General features: G+C 61.0%; 18 protein-coding genes. 2 read left to right on the top strand and 16 right to left on the bottom strand.

The annotated features are described in order from the left end of the window. Positions 1-78: 78 nt before the first annotated feature. The 12 genes from P406_RS09810 to P406_RS09755 form a co-directional block, all read right to left on the bottom strand. On the bottom strand, positions 79-2,013 hold the full coding sequence (locus tag P406_RS09810; RefSeq protein WP_046236075.1) for a methyl-accepting chemotaxis protein: 1,935 nt from the start codon (positions 2,011-2,013) through the stop codon (positions 79-81). Positions 2,014-2,182: 169 nt separating this feature from the next. Continuing rightward, on the bottom strand, positions 2,183-3,475 hold the full coding sequence (locus P406_RS09805) for an adenylosuccinate synthase (protein WP_003366319.1): 1,293 nt from the start codon (positions 3,473-3,475) through the stop codon (positions 2,183-2,185). A gap of 54 nt (positions 3,476-3,529) precedes the next feature. Then, entirely contained in the window at positions 3,530-4,717 is a 1,188-nt protein-coding gene (locus P406_RS09800; protein ID WP_003402926.1) for an ATP phosphoribosyltransferase regulatory subunit, read from the bottom strand. Between the two features lie 270 nt (positions 4,718-4,987). Next, positions 4,988-5,857, bottom strand: a complete 870-nt coding sequence (gene hflC, locus P406_RS09795; RefSeq protein WP_003393535.1) for a protease modulator HflC — start codon at positions 5,855-5,857, stop codon at positions 4,988-4,990. Beyond that, a complete protein-coding gene (hflK, locus tag P406_RS09790) occupies positions 5,857-7,062 on the bottom strand; it encodes an FtsH protease activity modulator HflK (protein WP_004409489.1) in 1,206 nt (401 codons plus the stop codon). Before hflK ends, hflC begins: the two co-directional genes overlap by 1 nt. Positions 7,063-7,158: 96 nt before the next feature. After that, entirely contained in the window at positions 7,159-8,460 is a 1,302-nt protein-coding gene (gene hflX, locus P406_RS09785; RefSeq protein ID WP_046236074.1) for a ribosome rescue GTPase HflX, read from the bottom strand. Between the two features lie 12 nt (positions 8,461-8,472). Beyond that, entirely contained in the window at positions 8,473-8,733 is a 261-nt protein-coding gene (gene hfq, locus P406_RS09780) for an RNA chaperone Hfq (protein WP_002551819.1), read from the bottom strand. 93 nt (positions 8,734-8,826) lie between these two features. Then, the gene (miaA, locus tag P406_RS09775) at positions 8,827-9,798 is read right to left on the bottom strand and encodes a tRNA (adenosine(37)-N6)-dimethylallyltransferase MiaA (protein ID WP_003414475.1); all 972 of its coding nucleotides are present in this window, start codon (positions 9,796-9,798) and stop codon (positions 8,827-8,829) included. After that, on the bottom strand, positions 9,799-11,745 hold the full coding sequence (mutL, locus tag P406_RS09770) for a DNA mismatch repair endonuclease MutL (protein WP_046236073.1): 1,947 nt from the start codon (positions 11,743-11,745) through the stop codon (positions 9,799-9,801). Beyond that, the gene (locus tag P406_RS09765; RefSeq protein WP_198702760.1) at positions 11,745-13,172 is read right to left on the bottom strand and encodes an N-acetylmuramoyl-L-alanine amidase; all 1,428 of its coding nucleotides are present in this window, start codon (positions 13,170-13,172) and stop codon (positions 11,745-11,747) included. The genes mutL and P406_RS09765 overlap by 1 nt, the downstream gene beginning before the upstream one ends. Before the next feature lie 2 nt (positions 13,173-13,174). Further along, positions 13,175-13,645: a tRNA (adenosine(37)-N6)-threonylcarbamoyltransferase complex ATPase subunit type 1 TsaE gene (gene tsaE / locus P406_RS09760; RefSeq protein WP_003317192.1), complete on the bottom strand. Its 471-nt coding sequence runs from the start codon at positions 13,643-13,645 to the stop codon at positions 13,175-13,177. Then, on the bottom strand, positions 13,633-15,123 hold the full coding sequence (locus P406_RS09755) for a bifunctional ADP-dependent NAD(P)H-hydrate dehydratase/NAD(P)H-hydrate epimerase (RefSeq protein ID WP_046236072.1): 1,491 nt from the start codon (positions 15,121-15,123) through the stop codon (positions 13,633-13,635). The genes tsaE and P406_RS09755 overlap by 13 nt, the downstream gene beginning before the upstream one ends. 63 nt (positions 15,124-15,186) lie before the next feature. On the opposite strand from P406_RS09755, the gene queG reads away from it, so the two are divergent. Beyond that, positions 15,187-16,275 (top strand): tRNA epoxyqueuosine(34) reductase QueG, encoded by a 1,089-nt coding sequence (gene queG / locus P406_RS09750; RefSeq protein WP_046236101.1) that lies wholly within the window; start codon positions 15,187-15,189, stop codon positions 16,273-16,275. A 199-nt stretch (positions 16,276-16,474) separates the two neighbouring features. Here queG and P406_RS09745 read toward each other — a convergent pair whose 3' ends face one another. Then, entirely contained in the window at positions 16,475-17,086 is a 612-nt protein-coding gene (locus P406_RS09745) for a trimeric intracellular cation channel family protein (protein ID WP_003343002.1), read from the bottom strand. Between the two features lie 96 nt (positions 17,087-17,182). After that, on the bottom strand, positions 17,183-17,719 hold the full coding sequence (orn, locus tag P406_RS09740) for an oligoribonuclease (RefSeq protein ID WP_003342999.1): 537 nt from the start codon (positions 17,717-17,719) through the stop codon (positions 17,183-17,185). 108 nt (positions 17,720-17,827) lie between these two features. Here orn and rsgA point away from each other — a divergent pair, with 108 nt between their 5' ends. Then, entirely contained in the window at positions 17,828-18,859 is a 1,032-nt protein-coding gene (gene rsgA / locus P406_RS09735; protein ID WP_003317188.1) for a small ribosomal subunit biogenesis GTPase RsgA, read from the top strand. Positions 18,860-18,920: 61 nt separating this feature from the next. Here rsgA and motB read toward each other — a convergent pair whose 3' ends face one another. Both motB and motA read right to left on the bottom strand, forming a co-directional pair. Beyond that, positions 18,921-19,970, bottom strand: coding sequence for a flagellar motor protein MotB (motB, locus tag P406_RS09730; protein WP_046236071.1), 1,050 nt, complete (start codon positions 19,968-19,970; stop codon positions 18,921-18,923). Positions 19,971-19,973: 3 nt separating this feature from the next. Further along, positions 19,974-20,825 (bottom strand): flagellar motor stator protein MotA, encoded by an 852-nt coding sequence (motA, locus tag P406_RS09725; RefSeq protein ID WP_032697730.1) that lies wholly within the window; start codon positions 20,823-20,825, stop codon positions 19,974-19,976. Between the last annotated feature and the right edge of the window lie 182 nt (positions 20,826-21,007).

The following is a 21,007-nucleotide window of genomic DNA, read 5'->3' as shown; positions in this document are numbered from 1 at the left end:
GTTTTTTGCTTTCAGACTCCCGAAAGCTCTCCTCCTGCAGACAGTGCAGCGCCACATTTGCAGCGCCGCACCTGACACTCAAGCCCGAAACTGCCCCAAGCTCGCCTTCAACTGTGCAGCCAGCCCATCGAGCACCTTGCCGCTGGCGGTCGTCTCCACCACCGCCTTGGCAGTACGCTCGGCCTGAGCATGGATCACCTCTACCCGACCACGCACCGCCTGGGCGCCTTCGGCCTGATGAACGGCCGCCTTGGTCGCCAGACCAATGGCCGCATGCACCTGCTCCACCGAGGCCTGCACCGTCTGCTGTCGCTTGGCGCTGTCTCGCAGCACTTCCAGACCTTCCTTGGCCTGGCGTCCGGCGATGCCGATGGCAGCGACCGCCTCTTTCGCGCCGCGCTGCAAGGCCACGATGTGTTCCTGAATATCGCCCGTCGAGCTTTGGGTCTTGCTGGCCAGTGCACGTACCTCGTCAGCCACCACGGCAAAGCCCCTGCCCGTCTCACCTGCGCGGGCCGCTTCGATGGCTGCGTTCAGCGCCAGCAGGTTGGTTTGCTCGGCAATACCATGAATGACTTCCAGCACCACCTCGATCTGCTGGCTTTGCTGCGCCAGGCGCTCGATCACTTGCGCCCCCGTCTCGACCTGCCCGGCCAACGCCTCGATCAGCCCGCCAACCTGACTGGAGGTACGGGTGTTTTCATCGGTGGCCTGTTTGATATCGATCACCTGACGCAAGGCTGCCTGCATCGCATGGCTTTCCGACTGCGCCTCGTCGGCCATCTGCCCCAGCGCTTTCAGACTGGCTGCCACTTCGTCCCGCTGCAATTCGGCCGCCGCATCGGCACCGGCGTTACGCTCGCTCATGACACCGATTTCCTGCCCGGTGCGCTGCGCCACCTCACCCGCCTCGCGGACGATAGGTTGCAGCTTGTCGATGAAGCGGTTGACCGCGGCCGACATATCACCAATCTCGTCATTACTGTCCAGCTTGACGCGCTTGGTCAGATCGCCCTCGCCCGCCGCCAGGTCATTGAGTGCCGCGATCAGCAGATGCAGCTTGCTGACGACCCGGCGCCCGAGCACCACCGCCAGTAACAGCAATACACCCAGGCCGACCAGGGCCAGCCCCATGCCGATTCTCCAGCGCAGCGTTTCGGCCGCTTCCTGAACAGCGACACGCGTATTGCCGGTCATTGCAGTCGCTGCCGCCTGAGCCGACTGCAGACGCGTGCGCAAGGCAGTCGAGCTGTCTTTCGAGGCACTGGCAAGGCTGTCGGACACCAACTGTTCACCACTGGTGATCAGGGTCGCGAAACGCTTGTCCAGCGCGGCAAGGTTCTCTTCGACCGTTGCCGTGGACACACCCATGCGCACCTTGCCGATCTCCACACCGTTAGGGCTGATGGATGCTTCGACGTAATACACGGAAGGATCGTTTTTCGCCGCATTGAGGACCTTGTCCATCGCCCGCTCGCCTTCGCCCTTGGCCAAAAGAGCCTTGACCAGCGGATTGTCGCGGTTCATGTAACGCGTAAGGTGTTCACCTGCGGCGTCGTCATAAACGACGAACAGCACGTTGGGATTGCGCTGAGCACGGCGTGCGAATTCGGAAAGCGTCGGCGTGTCGTTGTCCCACATGGCGCGCGGAGCGACGGCAGCCAGCAGTTCGGCCATGTCGGTCGCGGACTCGCGAAGGTCTTTCTCCAGCGTGGCACGCAGCTGAGCCTGCTCGTCCTTCAGGCGGGTAGAAAGCCCGACACTCAGGCGCTGTCGGGTGCTTGATGACAAGGCATCAAGACTCGATGTCACTTCGCTACTCGCCGACTCCAGCTCCGCGGAAAGATGTTGCGAATCTACCCCGAGACGGCTGGCAAGATCAGCCTCAAGCGCGGTGACCGTGCTCCGGGTAAGCGCAACCGCCACCACCACCTGCACCAAAAGGGCGATACCCAGCGCGACGAAGACTGGGCGCAACAAACGACTTTGCAAAAGAGATAAGACAGCAGACACAGGAGAATCCCTCCACCCTCAGCGCCATTAAAATGATGGCACTTTTCTGTCATCTTTGTAGCAAGCGCCGTGCCGTGACACAAGTCTCACTTTTGTGCGCCTCCCTGCCCGGCGCGAAAATAAAAAAGGGCCGCACATGCGACCCTTTTTGGCACAGCCCGGTGACGTATCAGCCGAACGGATGACGCAGCACGATGGTTTCGTTGCGGTCAGGACCGGTCGAAATGATGTCGATAGGCGCACCCACCAGTTCTTCGACACGCTTGATGTAAGCGCGAGCGGCAGCAGGCAGCTCTTCGAGGGTCTTGGCACCCAGCGTGGATTCGCTCCAGCCTGGCATCTGCTCGTAGACCGGACGCAGACCCAGATAGCTGTCAGCGTCGGTAGGCGCGTCGATGACGGCACCCTCTTCGTTCTCGTAGCCCACGCAGATGTTGATGGTTTCCAGACCGTCGAGCACGTCCAGCTTGGTCAGGCACAGGCCCGAGATGCTGTTGATTTCGATGGCGCGACGCAGGATGACGGCGTCGAACCAGCCGCAACGGCGTGCGCGACCGGTGGTGGCACCGAACTCATGACCACGCTTGGCCAGGAAGGCACCGACGTCATCGAACAGCTCGGTCGGGAACGGACCCGAACCCACGCGCGTGGTGTAGGCCTTGGTGATGCCCAGGATGTAATCCAGGTACATCGGACCAAAACCGGAGCCAGTGGCAATGCCGCCCGCAGTGGTGTTGGAGCTGGTGACGTACGGGTAGGTACCGTGGTCGATGTCCAGCAGCGAACCCTGGGCACCTTCGAACATGATGTCCTTGCCGTCGCGACGCATCTCATGCAGCGCAGCGGTGACGTCGAGCATCAGCGGCTTGAGCATGTCAGCGTATTCCATGCACTCGTCGAGCGTCTTCTGGAAGTCGATGGCAGGCTCTTTGTAGTAATTGACCAGCACGAAGTTGTGGTAGTCGAGCAGTTCGCCCAGCTTGGCGGCGAAACGCTCGCGATGGAACAGGTCACCGATGCGCAGACCGCGACGTGCGACCTTGTCTTCGTAGGCCGGGCCGATACCACGACCGGTGGTGCCGATCTTGAACTCGCCGCGGGCTTTTTCACGCGCCTGGTCGAGTGCCACGTGGTACGACAGGATCAGCGGGCAGGACGGGCTGATGCGCAGACGCTCGCGCACCGGAATACCTTTCTCTTCCAGCTTGACGATTTCGCGCAGGAGCGCGTCGGGAGCAACCACCACACCGTTACCGATCAGGCACTGCACGCCTTCGCGCAGCACACCGGACGGAATCAGGTGCAATACGGTTTTCTCACCGTCGATCACCAGTGTGTGGCCGGCGTTGTGGCCACCCTGATAGCGAACTACGGCGGTAGCATGTTCGGTCAGCAGATCAACGATCTTGCCTTTGCCCTCATCACCCCATTGAGTGCCCAGGACTACGACATTCTTACCCATAACACTTGTCCTCATTCACGCAAACTTGGTGCCGGCGGCGGCCGGCAGGAATACTCAAGAAGCCAGCGGCATTACCTGCCAGTGCTCGCCATGCTGAATCAATTGCCGGTCACAGTCGGCTTCACGCGCGGCGCTCGCCTGCTGCCCAGGCAACGCCTGAACCACACGCTGACCTTCACTGCGCAACTGGCAAACCATCTGCCAGAGTGCCGCATCCGTACTGTCCGGCACCCAGATGCCACCAGACGGTAAGACGATTTCTGCCTGGCCCAGGGTAACCAGGGTTTTCAGGTCGGTGGAAAAGCCGGTCGCCGGACGGGCACGACCGAAGTCGGCACCGATGTCATCGTAACGACCGCCCTGAGCGATCGACTGGCCCACGCCCGGTACGAATACTGCGAACACCACACCGGTGTGGTAGTGGTAGCCGCGCAGTTCGCCCAGGTCAAAGTACAGCGGCAGTTGCGGGAAACGCGCAGCCAGACGCTCGGCGATCGACAGAAGGTCATCCAGCGCGGCCAGCACCGGCGCCGGTGCGCCGGCCAGACGATCACGTGCGGCGTCCAGCACCTCACGACCACCGCACAGATCAACCAGTGCGCGCAGCATTGTTGCCAGTTCTTGCGGCAGATCGGCGGTGAGGGCAATCACCTCATCGATGGCCTTGCGCTGCAGTGCATCGAACAGCTGCTGCTCGACTTCACCCGACAGGCCGGCGGCACGCGCCAGACCGCGATAGATACCGACATGCCCGAGGTCCATGTGCACATCCGGCACATCGGCCAGTTGCAGCATGGCCAGCATCAGACTGATGACTTCGACGTCGCTGCTCGGGCTGGCATCGCCGTACAACTCGGCACCCAGTTGTATCGGGCTGCGCGAGGACGACAGCGCGCGTGGCTGGGCGTGCAGAACGCTGCCCGCGTAGCACAGACGGCTCGGGCCTTCACGTTTCAGGGTGTGAGCATCGATGCGTGCAACCTGCGGCGTGATGTCGGCGCGAAAGCCCATCTGCCGACCCGATTGCGGGTCGATAACCTTGAAGGTGCGCAGATCCAGATCCGAACCCGCGCCAGTCAGCAGGGACTCGAGATACTCGATATGCGGGGTGACGACAAACTCATAGCCCCAGCTCTGAAACAGATCCAACACCTGACGGCGCGCTACTTCAATGCGCGCCGCTTCCGGTGGCAGTACTTCTTCGATGCCATCTGGTAGCAGCCAGCGGTCGACCGTTGCCATTACGCCATTCCCCTGTGATCCAGGCGGCCAGCCTACGGGCCGACCTTGAGTGAAGCAGAAAGTGGTGCGCCGTATGACGGGCACGACAAATGCCCGAGACAGGCCTTGCAGACCACTTTCCTCGAAAAATCTTGCCGCGCTCTGATTCAGATACGGCCAATCAATCGTGCAGACGCAAAAAAGCCGGGAATTTCCCGGCTGCCGCATGATACACACGTTTCACCGTACGTTCACCCCACCGGGCGGTTTTGCCGCCCGGCGGGTGATTAATTACGGCTTGGCTTTTTCCATGTAGCGAAAGAATTCGCTGTTCGGATCAAGCACCATCACGTCGCTCTTGTTCGCAAAGCTTTCGCGGTAGGCACGCAGGCTGCGATAGAACGCGTAGAACTCCTGGTCCTGACCATACGCCTTGGAGTAGATCGCGGCAGCCTGGGCATCACCATCGCCACGCGCTTCTTCCGACTCGCGATAGGCTTCGGCCAGCAGCACACGACGCTGACGATCGGCGTCGGCACGGATGCCTTCAGCCAGCTCGTTACCCTTGGCACGGTGCTCGCGCGCTTCACGCTCACGCTCGGTGCTCATACGTTCGAAAACGCTGCGATTCACTTCCTTCGGCAGATCGATGGCCTTGACCCGGACATCGACAACTTCGATCCCCAGTTCTTTCTCGGCCATGCGGTTCAGCGAACCGGTGATATCCGCCATCAGCGCGTCTCGCTCACCCGACACGACTTCGTGCAGGGTGCGCTTGCCGAACTGGTCACGCAGGCCGGATTCCAGACGACGCGAAAGACGCTCGTCGGCAATCTGCTTGAGGCCGGAAGTCGCGGTGTAGAAACGCTCCGCATCCTTCACACGCCACTTGGCGTAGGCATCAACCATGACCGCTTTCTTTTCCAGTGTCAGGAAGCGCTGGGTCGGTGCATCGAGGGTCAGCAAACGACCGTCGAACTTGCGCACCTGGTTCACGTAAGGAACCTTCACATGCAGACCCGGCTGAACGTCAGCCTGGACCACACGACCGAATTGCAGCAGGACCGCACGCTCTGTCTGGGACACGATGTAGAAGCTGTTCCAGGCAATGACGGCCAGTATCACGCCAACAATGAGGGCGATCAGCGATTTGTTACTCATCAGCGAGTCTCCCTGGTACGTACTTCACCACGCTGCTGAGCCTCATTCGCCCGGGCAGCGGCGGCAGCAGCGGCAGCATCATTGGCCGACTGCGATGGCGTACCTGAATTGGAGCCATTGCCGTTACTGCTGCGGCTGCTCTCGATCATCTTGTCGAGCGGCAGATAAAGCAGATTGTTCTGCCCCTTGTCGCCGGTCACGAGCACCTTGCTGGTGTTGCTGAAGACTTCCTGCATGGTGTCCAGATACAGACGCTGACGGGTGACTTCAGGAGCCTTGCGGTACTCGGCAACCAGTTTGGTAAAGCGATCCGCCTCACCCTTGGCACGCGAAACCACTTCATCGCGGTAACCGTTGGCATCTTCGAGAATACGCTGAGCCTGACCACGGGCTTCCGGGATCACACCATTGGCGTAGCTTTCAGCCTGGTTACGTGCACGCTGCTCGTCTTCACGGGCGCGGATCACGTCATCGAAAGCTTCCTGCACTTCACGCGGCGCAGCGGCGCTCTGTACGTTCACCTGGGTCACGGTGATGCCGGTGCGGTAGGTATCGAGGAAACGTTGCAGACGCTCCTTGATTTCGCTGGCCATCAGTTCGCGGCCTTCAGTCAGCACCTGATCCATCGCCGTGGAACCCACGACATGGCGCAACGCACTTTCAGTCGCGTGCTGCAGGCTGATTTCAGGCTGATCGACGTTCAGCACGAACGCCTGAAGATCGCTGATCTTGTATTGCACGGTGAGCGGCACTTCGACGATGTTCTCGTCTTCGGTGAGCATCTGGCCCTGCTTGCTGTAGGCGCGCTCGCGAGTCACGTTTTCCATGTACTTGCGATCGAACGGCGGGAAGTAGATGTTAAGGCCCGGGCCCACGGTCTCGTGGTACTGACCGAAACGCAGCACGACAGCCTGCTCTTGCTCGTCAACCACATAGATAGCGCTGTACAGCCAGAAAGCGACGAGCACGACCAGGCCAATGCCGAGCAGGCCGAGGCCACCGCCCTTGCCTGAACCGCCGCCATTGCCACTGCCGCCGCCATCGCTGCCGCGTTTGTTACCGCCGCCGAACAACCCCTTCAGGCTTTCCTGCAGCTTACGGAAGGCCTCGTCGAGATCAGGTGGTCCCTTGCGGTCGCCGCCACGGCGTTTGCCACCCCAGGGATCTTGATTATTCGAGTTGCCACCCGGCTCATTCCAAGCCATAGCGCTCTCCATCTGATAAAGCAAAGACGCGCCCGCGGCGCGCCGACCAATGCTACAGAATGCTCGGGAAAGCCGTACAACGGCTTTCTCGTGCTTTTATTGCAAAGTGTGTTGCTCGATGAACTCCAGCGGCTGCAATCCTTCGCGACTCACCAGTCGATTGAGTTCAACGCGCGGCAGTCGTACGGCCAACACGCTGGCACCATCCTCGTCGTGCGTTTCGCTCTGCACCGCACCCAGTTCAAAGAACTGGGCACGCAGCCGGGCAAGACTTTGAGGCAGAAGCAGCGTGCCGACGAACAGGTCGTCGCCAAGCAATTCGGCGATAGCCTGTTTGAGCAGATCAAGCCCTCGACCATCACGGGCAGAAACCCAGACACGCTGCGGCTTGCCGTCGGCATCGCGCTGTATCTGAGGCTCTACGCCTTCAAGCAGATCGAGTTTGTTATAGACCTCGAGGATCGGCAAGCCCTCGGCTCCGATCTCGCCAAGCACGGCCATGACCTGCTCGATCTGCGACATGCGATCCGGCTCGTGGGAGTCGATCACATGCAGCAGTAAATCGGAGTTGCTCGATTCTTCAAGCGTCGCCCGAAAGGCCTCGACCAGCTTGTGCGGCAGGTGGCGAATAAAGCCCACGGTATCGGCCAGCACGATAGGCCCCAGGTCATCGAGTTGCAGACGACGCAGGGTCGGATCGAGCGTGGCGAACAGTTGGTCTGCCGCAAACACATCCGAATCGGTTACCGAGTTGAACAGGGTCGATTTGCCGGCGTTGGTATACCCCACCAGTGAAACCGATGGAATATCCGCGCGACGACGCCCGCGACGGGCCTGATCACGCTGGCTGCGAACCTTCTCCAGCCGTCCCTTGATCTGCCGCAGGCGAACCCGCAACAGACGTCGGTCGGTTTCGAGCTGGGTCTCACCCGGACCGCGCAGGCCGATACCACCTTTCTGTCGCTCAAGGTGGGTCCAGCCACGAACCAGGCGGGTACTCATGTGCTCAAGCTGGGCCAGTTCGACCTGAAGCTTGCCTTCGTGAGTACGCGCCCGTTGCGCGAAGATATCCAGAATCAGACCGGTGCGGTCAAGCACACGACACTCGAAAACGCGTTCGAGGTTGCGTTCCTGACTGGGCGTGAGGGTGTGATTGAAGATGACCAGATCGGCCTGTTCGGCCTTGACCTGATCGCGAAGCTCTTCGACCTTGCCAGAGCCGATCAGATACTTGGCCGAAGGCCGATGACGCGGCACGTTGATAAACGCAACGGTATCGGCACCGGCTGAGATGGCCAATTCCTGAAACTCCTGCGGATCTTCGCGCGCCTCAGGGTCCTGACCATCCAGATGAACGAGAATTGCACGTTCACCACCACTGTGGCGCTCAAAGAACAAGGCAGACTCCTATCAGGCGTTACCTGGCTCGGCGTCCGCGCCGTCAGCGTCTGTAGCGCTTGGCAGGCGAATCGGGCGAACAGGTACGACGGTGGAAATAGCGTGTTTGTAAACCATCTGGCTGACCGTGTTCTTCAGCAAAATGACGAACTGGTCGAAAGACTCGATCGTACCCTGCAGCTTGATACCGTTGACCAGATAGATCGATACCCCGACCTTCTCTTTACGCAAGGTATTCAGGTAAGGGTCTTGTAGCGAATGCCCTTTTGACATGTGCCGCACTCCTTTAAGGATCAATAAAATAATAAATCGAATTCGATTAGCTTGACCGACCACCCCCCAAGGATAGACGGCTATTGCAGGGACTCAGCTCAATATGGAGACCGATCCCAGGTATTTCAAGGCGCGCGACAGATTGTCGCTGGCCAGGCTGTCCAGCCAGTGCAAGTCCTCCCAGCTGCGTAGCCAGGTGAACTGCCTTTTGGCCAGCTGGCGCGTTGCAATGATGCCGCGCTCCTGCATTTCATCCCGCGTCAGCTTCCCATCCAGGTGATCCCAGACCTGGCGATAACCGACAGCTCTTATCGATGGCAACCCCGAATGCAGGTCACCTCTTGAGCGCAATGCCAGTACTTCGTCCAGAAACCCCTGATCCAGCATTTGCTCGAAACGTAGCGCGATGCGTTGGTGCAGCACCTTGCGATCAGCCGGAGCGATGGCAAGGTTCGCGACAGTATAGGGCAATTGCTGGCGCCCTGATGCGGCTGCTTCGGTACTTTGCGCAGTTTGTTGCTCGCGATGTGCCGTCATGCTCATTCCGCTGACGCGATACACCTCGAGCGCCCTGATCAGCCGTTGCGGATCGTTGGGGTGAATACGTGCCGCCGAAACGGGATCGACCACCGCCAGTTGATCGTGCAATGCCTGCCAGCCGAAGGCCTGTGCATCGGCCTCAAGCTGCGCCCTGACCTGTGCATCGGCCGCCGGCATGTCCGCCAGCCCGTCCAATAGAGCCTTGAAATACAACATAGTGCCGCCGACCAGCAAAGGAATATTTCCGCGTGCGGTAATTTCCGCCATGGCCGCCAGGGCGTCACTGCGAAAATCGGCTGCGGAGTAGCTTTGCGCCGGGTCGAGAATGTCGATCAGACGGTGAGGATGTTCAGCCAGTTGCGCCTTCGACGGCTTGGCGGTGCCGATGTCCATGCCGCGATAGACCAGCGCAGAATCGACGCTGATCAACTCGCAGGGCAGCACTTTGGTCAGTTCTATCGCAAGGTCGGTCTTGCCTGCAGCGGTAGGCCCCATGAGAAAGATGGCCGGAGGTAAAGCGTTCATTCATTGACCGCGCAGGAATAATTTATCCAGGTCATTGAGACCCATCTGGGTCCAGGTAGGACGACCGTGGTTGCATTGCCCGCTGCGCTCGGTGTTTTCCATGTCACGCAGCAGGCCGTTCATTTCCGGGATGGCCAGACGCCGATTGGCGCGAATCGCGCCGTGGCAGGCCATGGTGCCGAGCAGCTCGTTCATGTGCGCCTGCACCCGGTCACTGGTGCCGTATTCCATGAGGTCGGCCAGTACGTCGCTGACCAGCCGATTGGCTTCGGCCTGTTTGAGCAACGCAGGGATCTGGCGGATCGCCAGGGTTTCCGGGCCGAGCCGCTGCAGTTCGAAGCCCAGGCGCTGGAAAGTCGCAAGGTGCTCTTCGGCACAATCCGCTTCACGCTGGCTGACCGCGATGGATTCGGGCACCAGCAATGGCTGGCCGCTCAGGCCTTCGTTGGCCATGGCTATTTTAAGGCGCTCGTACATGATCCGCTCGTGAGCGGCATGCATGTCCACCAGCACCAGGCCGTGAGCGTTTTCAGCAAGAATGTAGATACCCTTGAGCTGCGCCAGCGCATAACCCAGCGGCGGAATGTCACCGGGCGATTCAGGCAGCGACGCGGGCGCGGCACTGGGCAGCGGCGCGAAGAATTCACGGTAAGCGCTTTGCGCTTCGGCCACCGGCACGCCAGCGGTGGGCCGAGGCGTGTATTGATACTGATAACCGCTGCCAGCGCCGCCACCGGCAGCAGGCCGGGAAAACGGCTCGCCCTGGGGCTGCTCCAGCACATTGTTGGCCAGACGCATTTCACCCTGCGGCCCGAATTCGCCCGCATCAGGTCCGCTCGGGCGCGTTTCGGCGACAACCGGCGCGCTGCCACCCAGCTGATTTTCAGGACGCACATCGCCCAGCGCACGGTAGAGAGTGCCATACAGGAAGTCATGCACCATGCGCCCGTCGCGGAAGCGCACTTCATGCTTGGTCGGGTGAACGTTGACGTCCACAGCGGCCGGATCGACCTCGAAAAACAGCACGAAGGTCGGATGACGGCCATTGAACAGCACGTCGCGATACGCCTGACGCACCGCGTGGGCGACCAGCTTGTCGCGCACTGCCCGGCCATTCACGAAGAAATATTGCAGGTCGGCCTGGCTGCGCGAGAAGGTCGGCAGCCCGACCCAGCCCCACAGATGCAGGCCATTGCGCTCGATCTCGATGGGCAGCGCCTGCTCCAGAAAGCCCGGCCCGCAGATTGCCGAGACACGTCGCGCTCTGGCGGTATCGTCATGCGCTTCATGCAGGCTCAGCACGGTCTTGCCGTTGTGACGCAGGTGGAAGGCCACGTCGAAACGCGCCAGCGCCATGCGCTTGATGACTTCCTGCAAATGATCGAATTCGGTTTTTTCGGCTTTCAGAAACTTGCGTCGGGCCGGCGTATTGAAGAACAGATCCCGCACTTCAACGGAGGTGCCTACCGGATGCGCGGCCGGTTGCACGCGTGGCGCCATGTCACGACCTTCGGTTTCGACCTGCCAAGCCTGATCGGCGTCGCGGGTGCGCGAGGTCAGGGTCAGGCGCGCCACGGAGCTGATCGAAGCCAGCGCTTCGCCGCGAAACCCCAGGCTCATGACCCGCTCGAGGTCTTCCAGGTCGCGAATCTTGCTGGTCGCGTGGCGTGCCAGCGCCAATGGCAGATCGTCCGAAGAGATACCGCTGCCATCGTCACGCACTTTCAACAGTTTGATACCGGCCTGCTCGACGTCGACATCGATGCGCCGCGCGCCGGAATCGAGGCTGTTTTCCAGCAGCTCCTTGATCACCGAAGCCGGACGCTCGACGACTTCGCCCGCCGCAATCTGGTTGGCCAGACGCGGACTGAGCAGTTCGATGCGTGCTGCGTTCAGGGCAGTCTGAGCGTTATCGGCTTCGGCGCCGTCGAGCAGGAGATCGGTCATTACTGAGTCGCCACCTCGGAACTTGGAATACGCAGATCCTGGCCGATCTTCAATTCATCGGACTTCAGATTGTTGGCGCTGCGCAAGGTGGCGATGTTCATGTCATAGCGCGCAGCGAGCATGGCCAGGGTTTCGCCGGAACGAACGACGTGATTGCGCGGCCCCTGGGCCAGCTTGCCGTTATCACGCAGCCAGGCAATGTAGGTGCCCTGCGGCGGATTCTGCTGGAAGAACTGTTTGACGCCCGACGTGATCGAACGCGCCAGCGCCTGCTGATGCGACGCAGAACCAAGCTTGTTGGCCTCGTTGGCGTTTGAGATAAAGCCGGTTTCCACAAGAATCGACGGGATATCCGGCGACTTGAGCACCATGAAGCCGGCCTGCTCGACACGTGACTTGTGCAGCGACGTCACGCGGCCAATGTTGCTCAATACCTTCTGGCCAACGTTCAGGCTCGAAGACAGCGACGCGGTCATGGACAAGTCCAGCAACACGCCTGCGAGCATGCGGTCCTTGTCATCGAGGCTGACCGCGCCGGCACCACCAATCAGGTCGGAACGGTTTTCACTGTCCGCCAGCCAGCGTGCGGTTTCGGAAGTGGCACCCCGATCGGACAGGGCGAACACCGATGCGCCGAACGCAGCGGAAGACGGCGCGGCGTCGGCGTGGATCGACACGAACAGGTCGGCGCCCTTGGAGCGGGCGATCTCGGTACGTTTGCGCAACGGAATAAAGTAGTCGCCGGTGCGCGTCAGTTCGGCGCGATAGCCTTTCTCGGCATTCACCTGGCGCTGCAGCTCCTTGGCAATCGACAGCACCACGTTTTTCTCTTTCTGACCGGCACCGCCCGAGGCACCGGGGTCTTCCCCGCCGTGCCCGGCATCGATCACCACAACGATGTCGCGCTTGCCGTTCGGCACCGGGGTCAGCTTGATTTCAGGCTTGGCCGGGCTGACCGGAACCGCGGGCGCAGTGTTGGCAGCGGTATCCGGAATGACTGGTGTCGGATTGGCATCGGCGGCGTTGTCGTACAGGTCGACCACCAGACGGTTGCCGTATTGCTGATTCGGCGCCAGCGTGAAGCTCTTCGGGGTCACACCTTTTTTCAGGTCGATGACCACGCGCAGGTCGGTAGGCGTGCGCTGCGCAGAACGCATGCTGCTGATCGGCGTATTGGCCGTCGGTACGTTCAAGGGGCCGCCAAGCGTCGCACCATTGATATCGATCACCAGACGGTCAGGCGAAGTCAGGGTAAACAGGCTGTGCTGAACCGGCCCCGTCAGGTCGAAGACCAGACGCGTGTTATCCGGCGCACGCCATAAGCGGACACTTCGTACTTGCGTAGCGGCAACCGCCTCGACAGCCAGGGCCATCAACAGCAGACCAACTACAGTAACCAGCGCGCGCATGCGCATACCTAACCCCATATCTATTTGAATTCCAAAGCCAAAGTGGCACACCAACGTTCGCCACGCGAGCCCAGCGGGCTCAATATCACGGACCGACCTTCTCCGTGCGGCCCAATGGTAATGGTCAGGTCAGGCTTTGGCAAAAAGCCTGCACCACGCTGGGGCCATTCAATCAGACAAAGTGCGTCGCCGTCGAAGTAATCACGCACGCCCATGTACTCGAGTTCTTCCGGATCGACCAGCCGGTAAAGGTCAAAGTGAAACACCTTTATCGCGCCGATTTCGTAAGGTTCGACCAGCGTGAAAGTAGGACTCTTGACGGCCCCGACATGCCCGAAGCCGCGAATCAATCCCCGCGAAAGCGTGGTTTTTCCAGCGCCCAGATCGCCATCCAGAAAGATGACGCCAAGGCCTTCAGTGACCTTGGCCAGACGTGCACCAAAATCCATCATTGCCTCTTCGCCAACCACATGCAGCGTTAAATCAGACACGGTTGCAGCTCCTCCAATAACTGACGAATGGCAGGAATAATATCGCTGGCAGCCAGCCCCCGACCGCACTCACCGACTTTCTGACCGGCGCTTGCGTGCAGCCACACGGCCAGACAGGCCGCGTCGAAGGGCTTGAGATGCTGCGCCATCAGCGCGCCGGTCAATCCGGCCAGTACGTCACCCAGCCCCGCGGTGGCCATGGCCGGATGACCGCGGTCGCACAGCGCCAGTTGCCCGCTGGCATCGGCAATCAGGCTGCCGGAGCCCTTGAGTACGCAAACCGTATCGAATTTACGCGCCAGCGCCCGCACTGCAGCAGCCCGGTCAGCCTGAACGTCCTTGATGCCCACGCCCAGCAACCGCGCCGCCTCGCCCGGATGCGGAGTGATGACACTGCCTTTGGGCAGGCTGACCAGCCCGGCGGCCAGCATGTTCAGCGCATCGGCGTCCCACACCTGCGGACCATCCGCATTGGCGGCTGCCGACAGCAGACTGCGCCCCCAGGCCGCCTGGCCCAGTCCGGGGCCGACCACCAACACGCTGGCCGGCTCAATCAAGCCCATCAGCTGGTTGGCCGAATGAATCGCCGCGCTCATGATTTCCGGCATGCGCGTCAGGGCGGCCGCAACATGCTCGGGCCTTGTCGCCAGCGTCAGCATGCCTGCACCGCTGCGCAGGGCGCTTTCGGCGCTGAGCAACGCTGCGCCGCCAAAACCGTGATCGCCACCGATGACCAGCACCCGGCCAAACAGGCCTTTATGGGCGGTTCGCGGGCGTGCTGCGAGTGGCGGCAGGTTGTGTTTATCGAGGCGCTTCGCACTGAACGGCGCTTGCGCCACCAGCGCCGGGTCCGCACGCAGGTCGTCGAAAATCAGCTCACCCACCAGGTCCGCCGCATCGCCCGTCAACAGCCCCAGTTTGAGGCCGATGAACGTAACGGTCACATCGGCACGCACCGCGACACCCAGTGTCTGCCCGGTATCTGCACTCAAGCCCGATGGAATATCCACGGCCACGACGGGCAGACCGCTGTTGTTGATCGCGTTGATGGCCGAGACATAGGGCTCGCGCACCTCGCCGTCGAGCCCGGTGCCGAGCAACGCATCCAGCACGACACCGGCCAGCGGCTGCCCGGCCCATGCCTGAATATCAATACCGAAAGCCGCAGCATGCGCCGCCGCCGCATCACCGGTCAGTGCGGCCGGGTCGCCCACGGCCAGCACCCGGACCTGCCAGCCGGCCTTGTGCGCCATGGCAGCCACCAGATACCCGTCACCGGCGTTGTTGCCACGCCCGGTCAATACGGTCAGTTCGTTGGCCTCCGGCCAGCGCCGAAGCAGGGTGTGCCACAACGCCTGCGCCGCGCGCAGCATCAATTCCAGGCCGGGTGTACCGGCCGCAATCAGCCGTGCGTCGAGGTCGCGGACCTGCGCAGCGCTGTACAGCGCGTCGGGTAAATGAGGTTTAGTGTCGAACATGCGTCTATGGGCTCCGATGTCTGGCAGAATTATACGCACCTTGGCCCCGGTTTCTCTCTGCGCATGTCCGCTATTACTGCTGTACTTCCTACTTCCGATGATCTTGCCGCCCTTGCCGTCTCAATCAAGGCGTGGGGGCGTGAGCTGGGTTTTCAGGAAGTCGGGATCAGCGGCCTGGACCTGGCAGAGCACGAGCAGCATCTGCAACGCTGGCTCGATGCAGGCTATCACGGGGAAATGGACTATATGGCAGCCCATGGCAGCAAACGTTCCCACCCCGCTGAGCTGGTGCCGGGAACGCTGCGCGTGGTGTCGCTGCGCATGGATTATCTGCCGGGCGACACCGAGATGGCGCAGCGCCTGACCGAGCCGGAAAAAGCCTACGTCTCACGCTACGCGCTGGGCCGTGATTATCACAAACTCATCCGCAAGCGCCTGCAGCAACTGGCCGAGCGTATTCAGCAGGCCATCGGGCCGTTTGGCTTTAGAGCCTTCGTGGACAGCGCGCCGGTGCTGGAAAAAGCCATCGCCGAACAGGCCGGGCTGGGCTGGATCGGCAAGAACACGCTGGTGCTCAACCGCAAGGCGGGCAGCTTCTTCTTTCTCGGCGAGCTGTTTGTCGATATCCCGTTGCCGGTGGATGCGCCCCATGCGACCGAACACTGCGGGCGCTGTACAGCCTGCCTGGACATCTGCCCGACCGCGGCGTTTATCGGCCCTTACGTGCTGGATGCGCGGCGCTGTATTTCCTACCTGACCATCGAGCTGAAGACGGCGATCCCCGAAGAGCTGCGGCCATTGATCGGCAACCGGGTGTTCGGTTGCGACGATTGCCAGATCGTCTGCCCGTGGAACCGCTTCGCCCGTCCAACCGAGCAGAGCGACTTTCAGCCGCGCCACAACCTGGACAACGCCGGGCTGGCCGAGCTGTTCCTCTGGGATGAAGAGAAATTCCTCGGCAGCACCGAAGGCTCGCCATTGCGCCGGGCAGGTTATGAGCGCTGGCTACGCAATCTGGCCGTGGGGCTGGGCAATGCGCCCTCCACCATCCCGGTGATCGAGGCCCTGCAAGCACGGCGCGACTATCCTTCGGAACTGGTCAGGGAGCATGTGGAATGGGCGCTGCAGAGGCACGGCGTGGCGCCGCTTTAAAGGTACCCCCTGGATATTCCTATGGGAGCGAGCTTGCTCGCGAAGAGGCAGGGACAATCGCCGGAGATTTATGCCTCTGTCAGTCAGCCTTCGCGAGCAAGCGAAGCGTGGCCCGGCTCGCTCATACATGGTTATGACTGAACAAAATTGCCTCCCACAAGACGAGCTTGGGCATGCCGCTCGTGGCCTTCCCCCCTCTTCAAGGCTCGTCTTTATAGACAAACTTGGGCATTTCCCAGCGGAAACGAATCGCCAGCAGGCGCAGCAGCAGGCCGCCGAACAGGGTGATCAGTACCGCTTGTTCGTTGGGCAGTTGCAGGTACTGACACAGCAGAAAACACCACGCGGCCAGAAAAGACACGCTGGCGTACAGCTCGCGGCGGAAGATCAGCGGGATGTCGTTGCAGAAGATGTCGCGCAGGATGCCGCCGAAAACCCCGGTGATCACGCCGCAGACTGACGCGATCAGCAGACCGTGCCCGGCCTCCAGCGCGGTCATGCAGCCGATCAGGGTAAAGGCCACCAGCCCCAGTGCATCGAGCACCAGAAACAGTGAGCGCAGGTGACGCATCAATGGCGCGATGAAGATCGTCACCAGCGCCGCCACACTGGTCAGAACCAGATACTCCGGGTGCTTGACCCAAGTCAGCGGGTAATGACCGATCAGCACGTCGCGCACCGACCCGCCACCCAGCGCCGTGACGCAGGCAATCAGCACCACGCCGAACCAGTCCATCCCGCGCCGCCCTGCAGACAGGGCTCCCGTCATGGCTTCAGCAGTGATAGCGATCAGATAAAGCATCAGCAACATGGCGGGGACTCTGCGACAAAGGCGCGCAGTCTAACCAGCCGACCAACGCACTGAAAGAGTGCAGCGAAGATTATTCACTGCACCTGCGAGTCTCGATCAGGCCTTGATGAAGTGCTCACGATAAAAGCGCAGCTCGGCAATCGACTCGCGGATATCATCGAGCGCCAGGTGGGTGCTGCCTTTCTTGAATTTCAGCTCGGGGGACCAGCGCGCAGCCAGTTCCTTGAGGGTCGAGACATCCAGGTTTCGGTAGTGGAAGTAGTTTTCCAGCGTCGGCATGTGGCGGTACAGGAAGCGGCGATCCTGGCAGATGCTGTTGCCGCAGATCGGCGAACTGCGCTCTGGCACCCACAGTTTGATGAACTCAAGGGTCTGCGCCTCGGCTTCAGCCATGCTGACGGTACTTTCCCGCACGCGCTGGGTCAGGCCCGAACCGCCGTGCTGGCGAGTGTTCCACTCGTCCATTTTCGCCAGCGTTTCGTCGCTCTGATGCACAGCGATCACCGGACCTTCGGCCAGGGTGTTCAGCTCGCTATCGGTGATGATCGTGGCCATTTCGATAATGACATCGGTATCAGGGTCCAGACCGGTCATTTCCAGATCGATCCAGATCAGGTTCTGCTTGTTCTGCATGTGTCGACTCCTCAGCGTAGGCGCGCAGTTTAGCTCACCCTGCCGTGCTAGACTCCTGCCGATCCATCGTACTGCCTAATTCATCGGTTACATCACATCGGAACACCCATGGCCAAACGCCAACTCAATCGTCGTCAGAACTGGCGCATCGAAAAAATTCAGGGCGAGCGTGCTGCCCGCGCGGCAAAACGCGAGTCCGCTACGCTTGAAACACTTGAGGGTGGCGACCTCGGCCCCGAGCAGACGGGCCTGGTGATCGCTCACTTCGGCGTGCAAGTCGAAGTCGAGGCCCAGGAAGGCGAAGCGACCGGTCAGGTCTTTCGCTGCCACCTGCGCGCCAACCTGCCTGCGCTGGTGACCGGTGATCGCGTGGTATGGCGCGCCGGCAATCAGGGCATTGGCGTGATCGTCGCGCAACTGCCTCGCACCACCGAACTGCGCCGCCCGGATTCACGCGGCCAGCTCAAGCCTGTGGCTGCCAACGTCGACCTGATCGTGATCGTCTTCGCGCCGATGCCCGAGCCGCATGCCAACCTGATCGACCGCTATCTGGTGGCCGCCGAGCACGCCGGGATTCGTCCGTTGCTGCTGCTCAACAAGGCCGACCTGATCGACGAGCAGAATGCGCCCGCGCTCAATGCGCTGCTGGCGGTCTACCGCACGCTGGGTTATCCGGTGCTGGAAGTGTCCGCACACCACGGTGACGGCATGCAGAGCCTGCAAAGCCAGCTTGACGGGCACATCAGCGTGTTCGTCGGCCAGTCCGGCGTCGGCAAGTCCTCGCTGGTCAACAGCCTGTTGCCGGAAACGGACACTCGGGTCGGTCCGCTGTCCGAGGTTTCCGGTCAGGGCACACACACCACGACCACCGCGCGCCTGTTCCACTTCCCGCGCGGCGGCGATCTGATCGACTCGCCGGGCATCCGGGAATTCGGCCTGGGGCACGTCAGTCGTGCCGACGTAGAGGCAGGCTTCATCGAGTTCAACGACCTGATCGGCACCTGCCGCTTTCGTGACTGCAAGCATGACCGCGAACCGGGCTGCGCCCTGCTCAAGGGGCTTGAGGACGGCCGCGTGCAACAGCAGCGCATGAACAGCTACCGCTCGATCATTGCCAGCCTGCCGCAAGACAGTTACTGAGCACCGAACGCCGCACGCAAAAACGCCGCGATGATCGCGGCGTTTTTGTATCGGTTGCAGCTCAGTTCTGGGCCGGCTCGACCCGCAACTTGCCATCGTCAAAGATGTTCAGCTTCTGCCGGATCTCGCGCGGCTGGGCGTAGGCCTGCGGGTCGGGTGGCGCTGCTGTCGAAGCCCCCGGAGCAGCAGGTACCGCCGGAACCGCGGGTGTCGCTGGCGCCGGTGCTGCCGGCGCGGCGGGTGTGACTGGCGCACCACCGGAGTTCTGATCGCCCTCGATGCGGTGCTGGGCCTTTTTGGTCAGCACCACGATATCGATGCGGCGATTGATCGGGTTGGTCGGGTTCTGGCGGTCATAAAGAGCAGACGACGCGTACCCCACTACCCTGGCCACTTGTGAATCCGGATACGTCCCGGCTACCAGCGCACGGCGTGCAGCGTTGGCACGGTTGGCCGACAGCTCCCAGTTGCCGAACCCGCCACTGCCCACAAAAGGCGTTGCATCGGTGTGGCCGCTGATACTGACCTTGTTCGGCACACTTTTGATGGTGTCAGCCAGGGCCAGCAGAATGTCTTCGAAATAAGGCTTGAGGCGCGCGCTGCCCGAGTCGAACATCGGCCGGTTTTCCGCATCCATGATCTGGATACGCAAACCGTCCTGAGTGATCTCGAACAGAATCTGATCCTTGAATTTCTGCAGCTGCGGATTTTCCTCGACCTTGGTCTGCAACTCCTGGAGCAGCATCTCCAGACGCTCCTGCTCCACCGCTTCAGCCTTGGTCTCGGCATTTTCCGCTTCGATCGGCACCGTATCCGGCGACGGCGTGGTCTGAACCTCAGGGTTCAGCGTCTGGTTCGGCGACATCTCTGGCGAACCGCCCAGATCGATCACATACGGCGAACCGCTGTCCGAAAAGCCGACCGGGTCCTTGAAATAACCGGCGACCGCGAGCAATTGCTCGGGGGTGGCAGACGACATCAGCCACAGCACCAGAAAGAACGCCATCATCGCGGTCGCGAAGTCGGCAAACGCGATTTTCCAGGCACCGCCGTGATGTCCGCCACCAAAGCGCTTTACGCGCTTGATGATAATCGGCTGATTATTTTCCATGACTTAGCGACCGCGAACCGCTTGTTCCAGCTCGCTGAAGCTGGGGCGATGCAGCGGATAGAGAACCTTGCGGCCGAACTCGACAGCCAGCGAAGGCGGCATGCCGGAGGCCGAGGCCACCAGCGACGCCTTGATGGCCTCGTAGACGTTCATTTCTTCCTTGGCATCATGCGCAAGGCTGGTGGCCAGAGGACCGAAGAAACCGTAAGCCGCGAGAATACCGAAGAACGTACCGACCAGCGCCGCACCTACGTGCATACCGATCGCAGCCTTGTCGCCGGAACCCAGCGACGCCATGGTCACCACGATACCCAGTACCGCAGCCACGATACCGAAACCGGGCATACCGTCAGCGATACCGGTAATGGCGTGGGATGGATGCTCGAGGTCTTCTTTCATGCTCAGCAGTTCCATGTCGAACAGACCTTCCAGCTCATGGGGAGCCATGTTGCCGGACGACATGATGCGCAGGTAGTCGCAGATGTACGCAGTCATGCGCTCATCCTTGAGGACACCCGGGTATTTGGCGAAGATCGGGCTGGAAGCAGCGTCTTCGATATCCCCTTCAATCGCCATCATGCCTTCACGGCGGCTTTTGTTGAGGATTTCGTAAACCAGCCCCAGCACTTCGAGGTAATAGGCATGTGTGAAGCGCGTACCGAACATCTTCAGCGACTTCTTGAACACGTGCATGAACATGTAGCCAGGGTTGGCCTGGAGGAACGCGCCCAGCGCAGCACCGCCGATAATCAAGACCTCGTAGGGCTGGAACAGCGCCATGACCTTGCCATGGGACAGCACATATCCACCGAGGACACTTGCGATAACGACAATGATGCCGATGATTTTAGCCATAGGAAAAAATACTTTACTGAGTCGGGTTCAGGGACAGTCCGGAAGTTGTTGAATCTCTTCTTCTCCTTATCGGCCTAACTGGGCCAGACTATAGCCGGTTCTTTTGAAAAACCCATTTATGCGCCTCCATAAAAGGAGGAAAATGGCCTCAGGGCCCCGTACGCTGGCGGTTTCCCAGCTCA

The sequence above is a fragment of the Pseudomonas syringae pv. coryli str. NCPPB 4273 genome (genome assembly GCF_000972175.1).
Taxonomy (GTDB): Bacteria; Pseudomonadota; Gammaproteobacteria; order Pseudomonadales; family Pseudomonadaceae; genus Aquipseudomonas; species Aquipseudomonas syringae.
The sequence above is the reverse complement of the archived record's forward strand: the minus strand, read 5'-3'. Positions and strand labels throughout refer to the sequence as shown.

Excerpts from the sequence above, each read along its gene's own strand:
- motB (WP_046236071.1), bottom strand. The coding sequence starts at position 19,970 with ATGGAAAATAATCAGCCGATTATCATCAAGCGCGTAAAGCGCTTTGGT.
- motA (WP_032697730.1), bottom strand. The coding sequence starts at position 20,825 with ATGGCTAAAATCATCGGCATCATTGTCGTTATCGCAAGTGTCCTCGGT.
- P406_RS09800 (WP_003402926.1), bottom strand. The coding sequence starts at position 4,717 with ATGGCAACGGTCGACCGCTGGCTGCTACCAGATGGCATCGAAGAAGTA.
- hflK (WP_004409489.1), bottom strand. The coding sequence starts at position 7,062 with ATGGCTTGGAATGAGCCGGGTGGCAACTCGAATAATCAAGATCCCTGG.
- P406_RS09805 (WP_003366319.1), bottom strand. The coding sequence starts at position 3,475 with ATGGGTAAGAATGTCGTAGTCCTGGGCACTCAATGGGGTGATGAGGGC.
- mutL (WP_046236073.1), bottom strand. The coding sequence starts at position 11,745 with ATGACCGATCTCCTGCTCGACGGCGCCGAAGCCGATAACGCTCAGACT.
- rsgA (WP_003317188.1), top strand. The coding sequence starts at position 17,828 with ATGGCCAAACGCCAACTCAATCGTCGTCAGAACTGGCGCATCGAAAAA.
- P406_RS09755 (WP_046236072.1), bottom strand. The coding sequence starts at position 15,123 with ATGTTCGACACTAAACCTCATTTACCCGACGCGCTGTACAGCGCTGCG.
- hflC (WP_003393535.1), bottom strand. The coding sequence starts at position 5,857 with ATGAGTAACAAATCGCTGATCGCCCTCATTGTTGGCGTGATACTGGCC.
- P406_RS09745 (WP_003343002.1), bottom strand. The coding sequence starts at position 17,086 with ATGTTGCTGATGCTTTATCTGATCGCTATCACTGCTGAAGCCATGACG.
- hfq (WP_002551819.1), bottom strand. The coding sequence starts at position 8,733 with ATGTCAAAAGGGCATTCGCTACAAGACCCTTACCTGAATACCTTGCGT.
- queG (WP_046236101.1), top strand. The coding sequence starts at position 15,187 with ATGTCCGCTATTACTGCTGTACTTCCTACTTCCGATGATCTTGCCGCC.
- miaA (WP_003414475.1), bottom strand. The coding sequence starts at position 9,798 with ATGAACGCTTTACCTCCGGCCATCTTTCTCATGGGGCCTACCGCTGCA.
- P406_RS09765 (WP_198702760.1), bottom strand. The coding sequence starts at position 13,172 with ATGGGGTTAGGTATGCGCATGCGCGCGCTGGTTACTGTAGTTGGTCTG.
- orn (WP_003342999.1), bottom strand. The coding sequence starts at position 17,719 with ATGCAGAACAAGCAGAACCTGATCTGGATCGATCTGGAAATGACCGGT.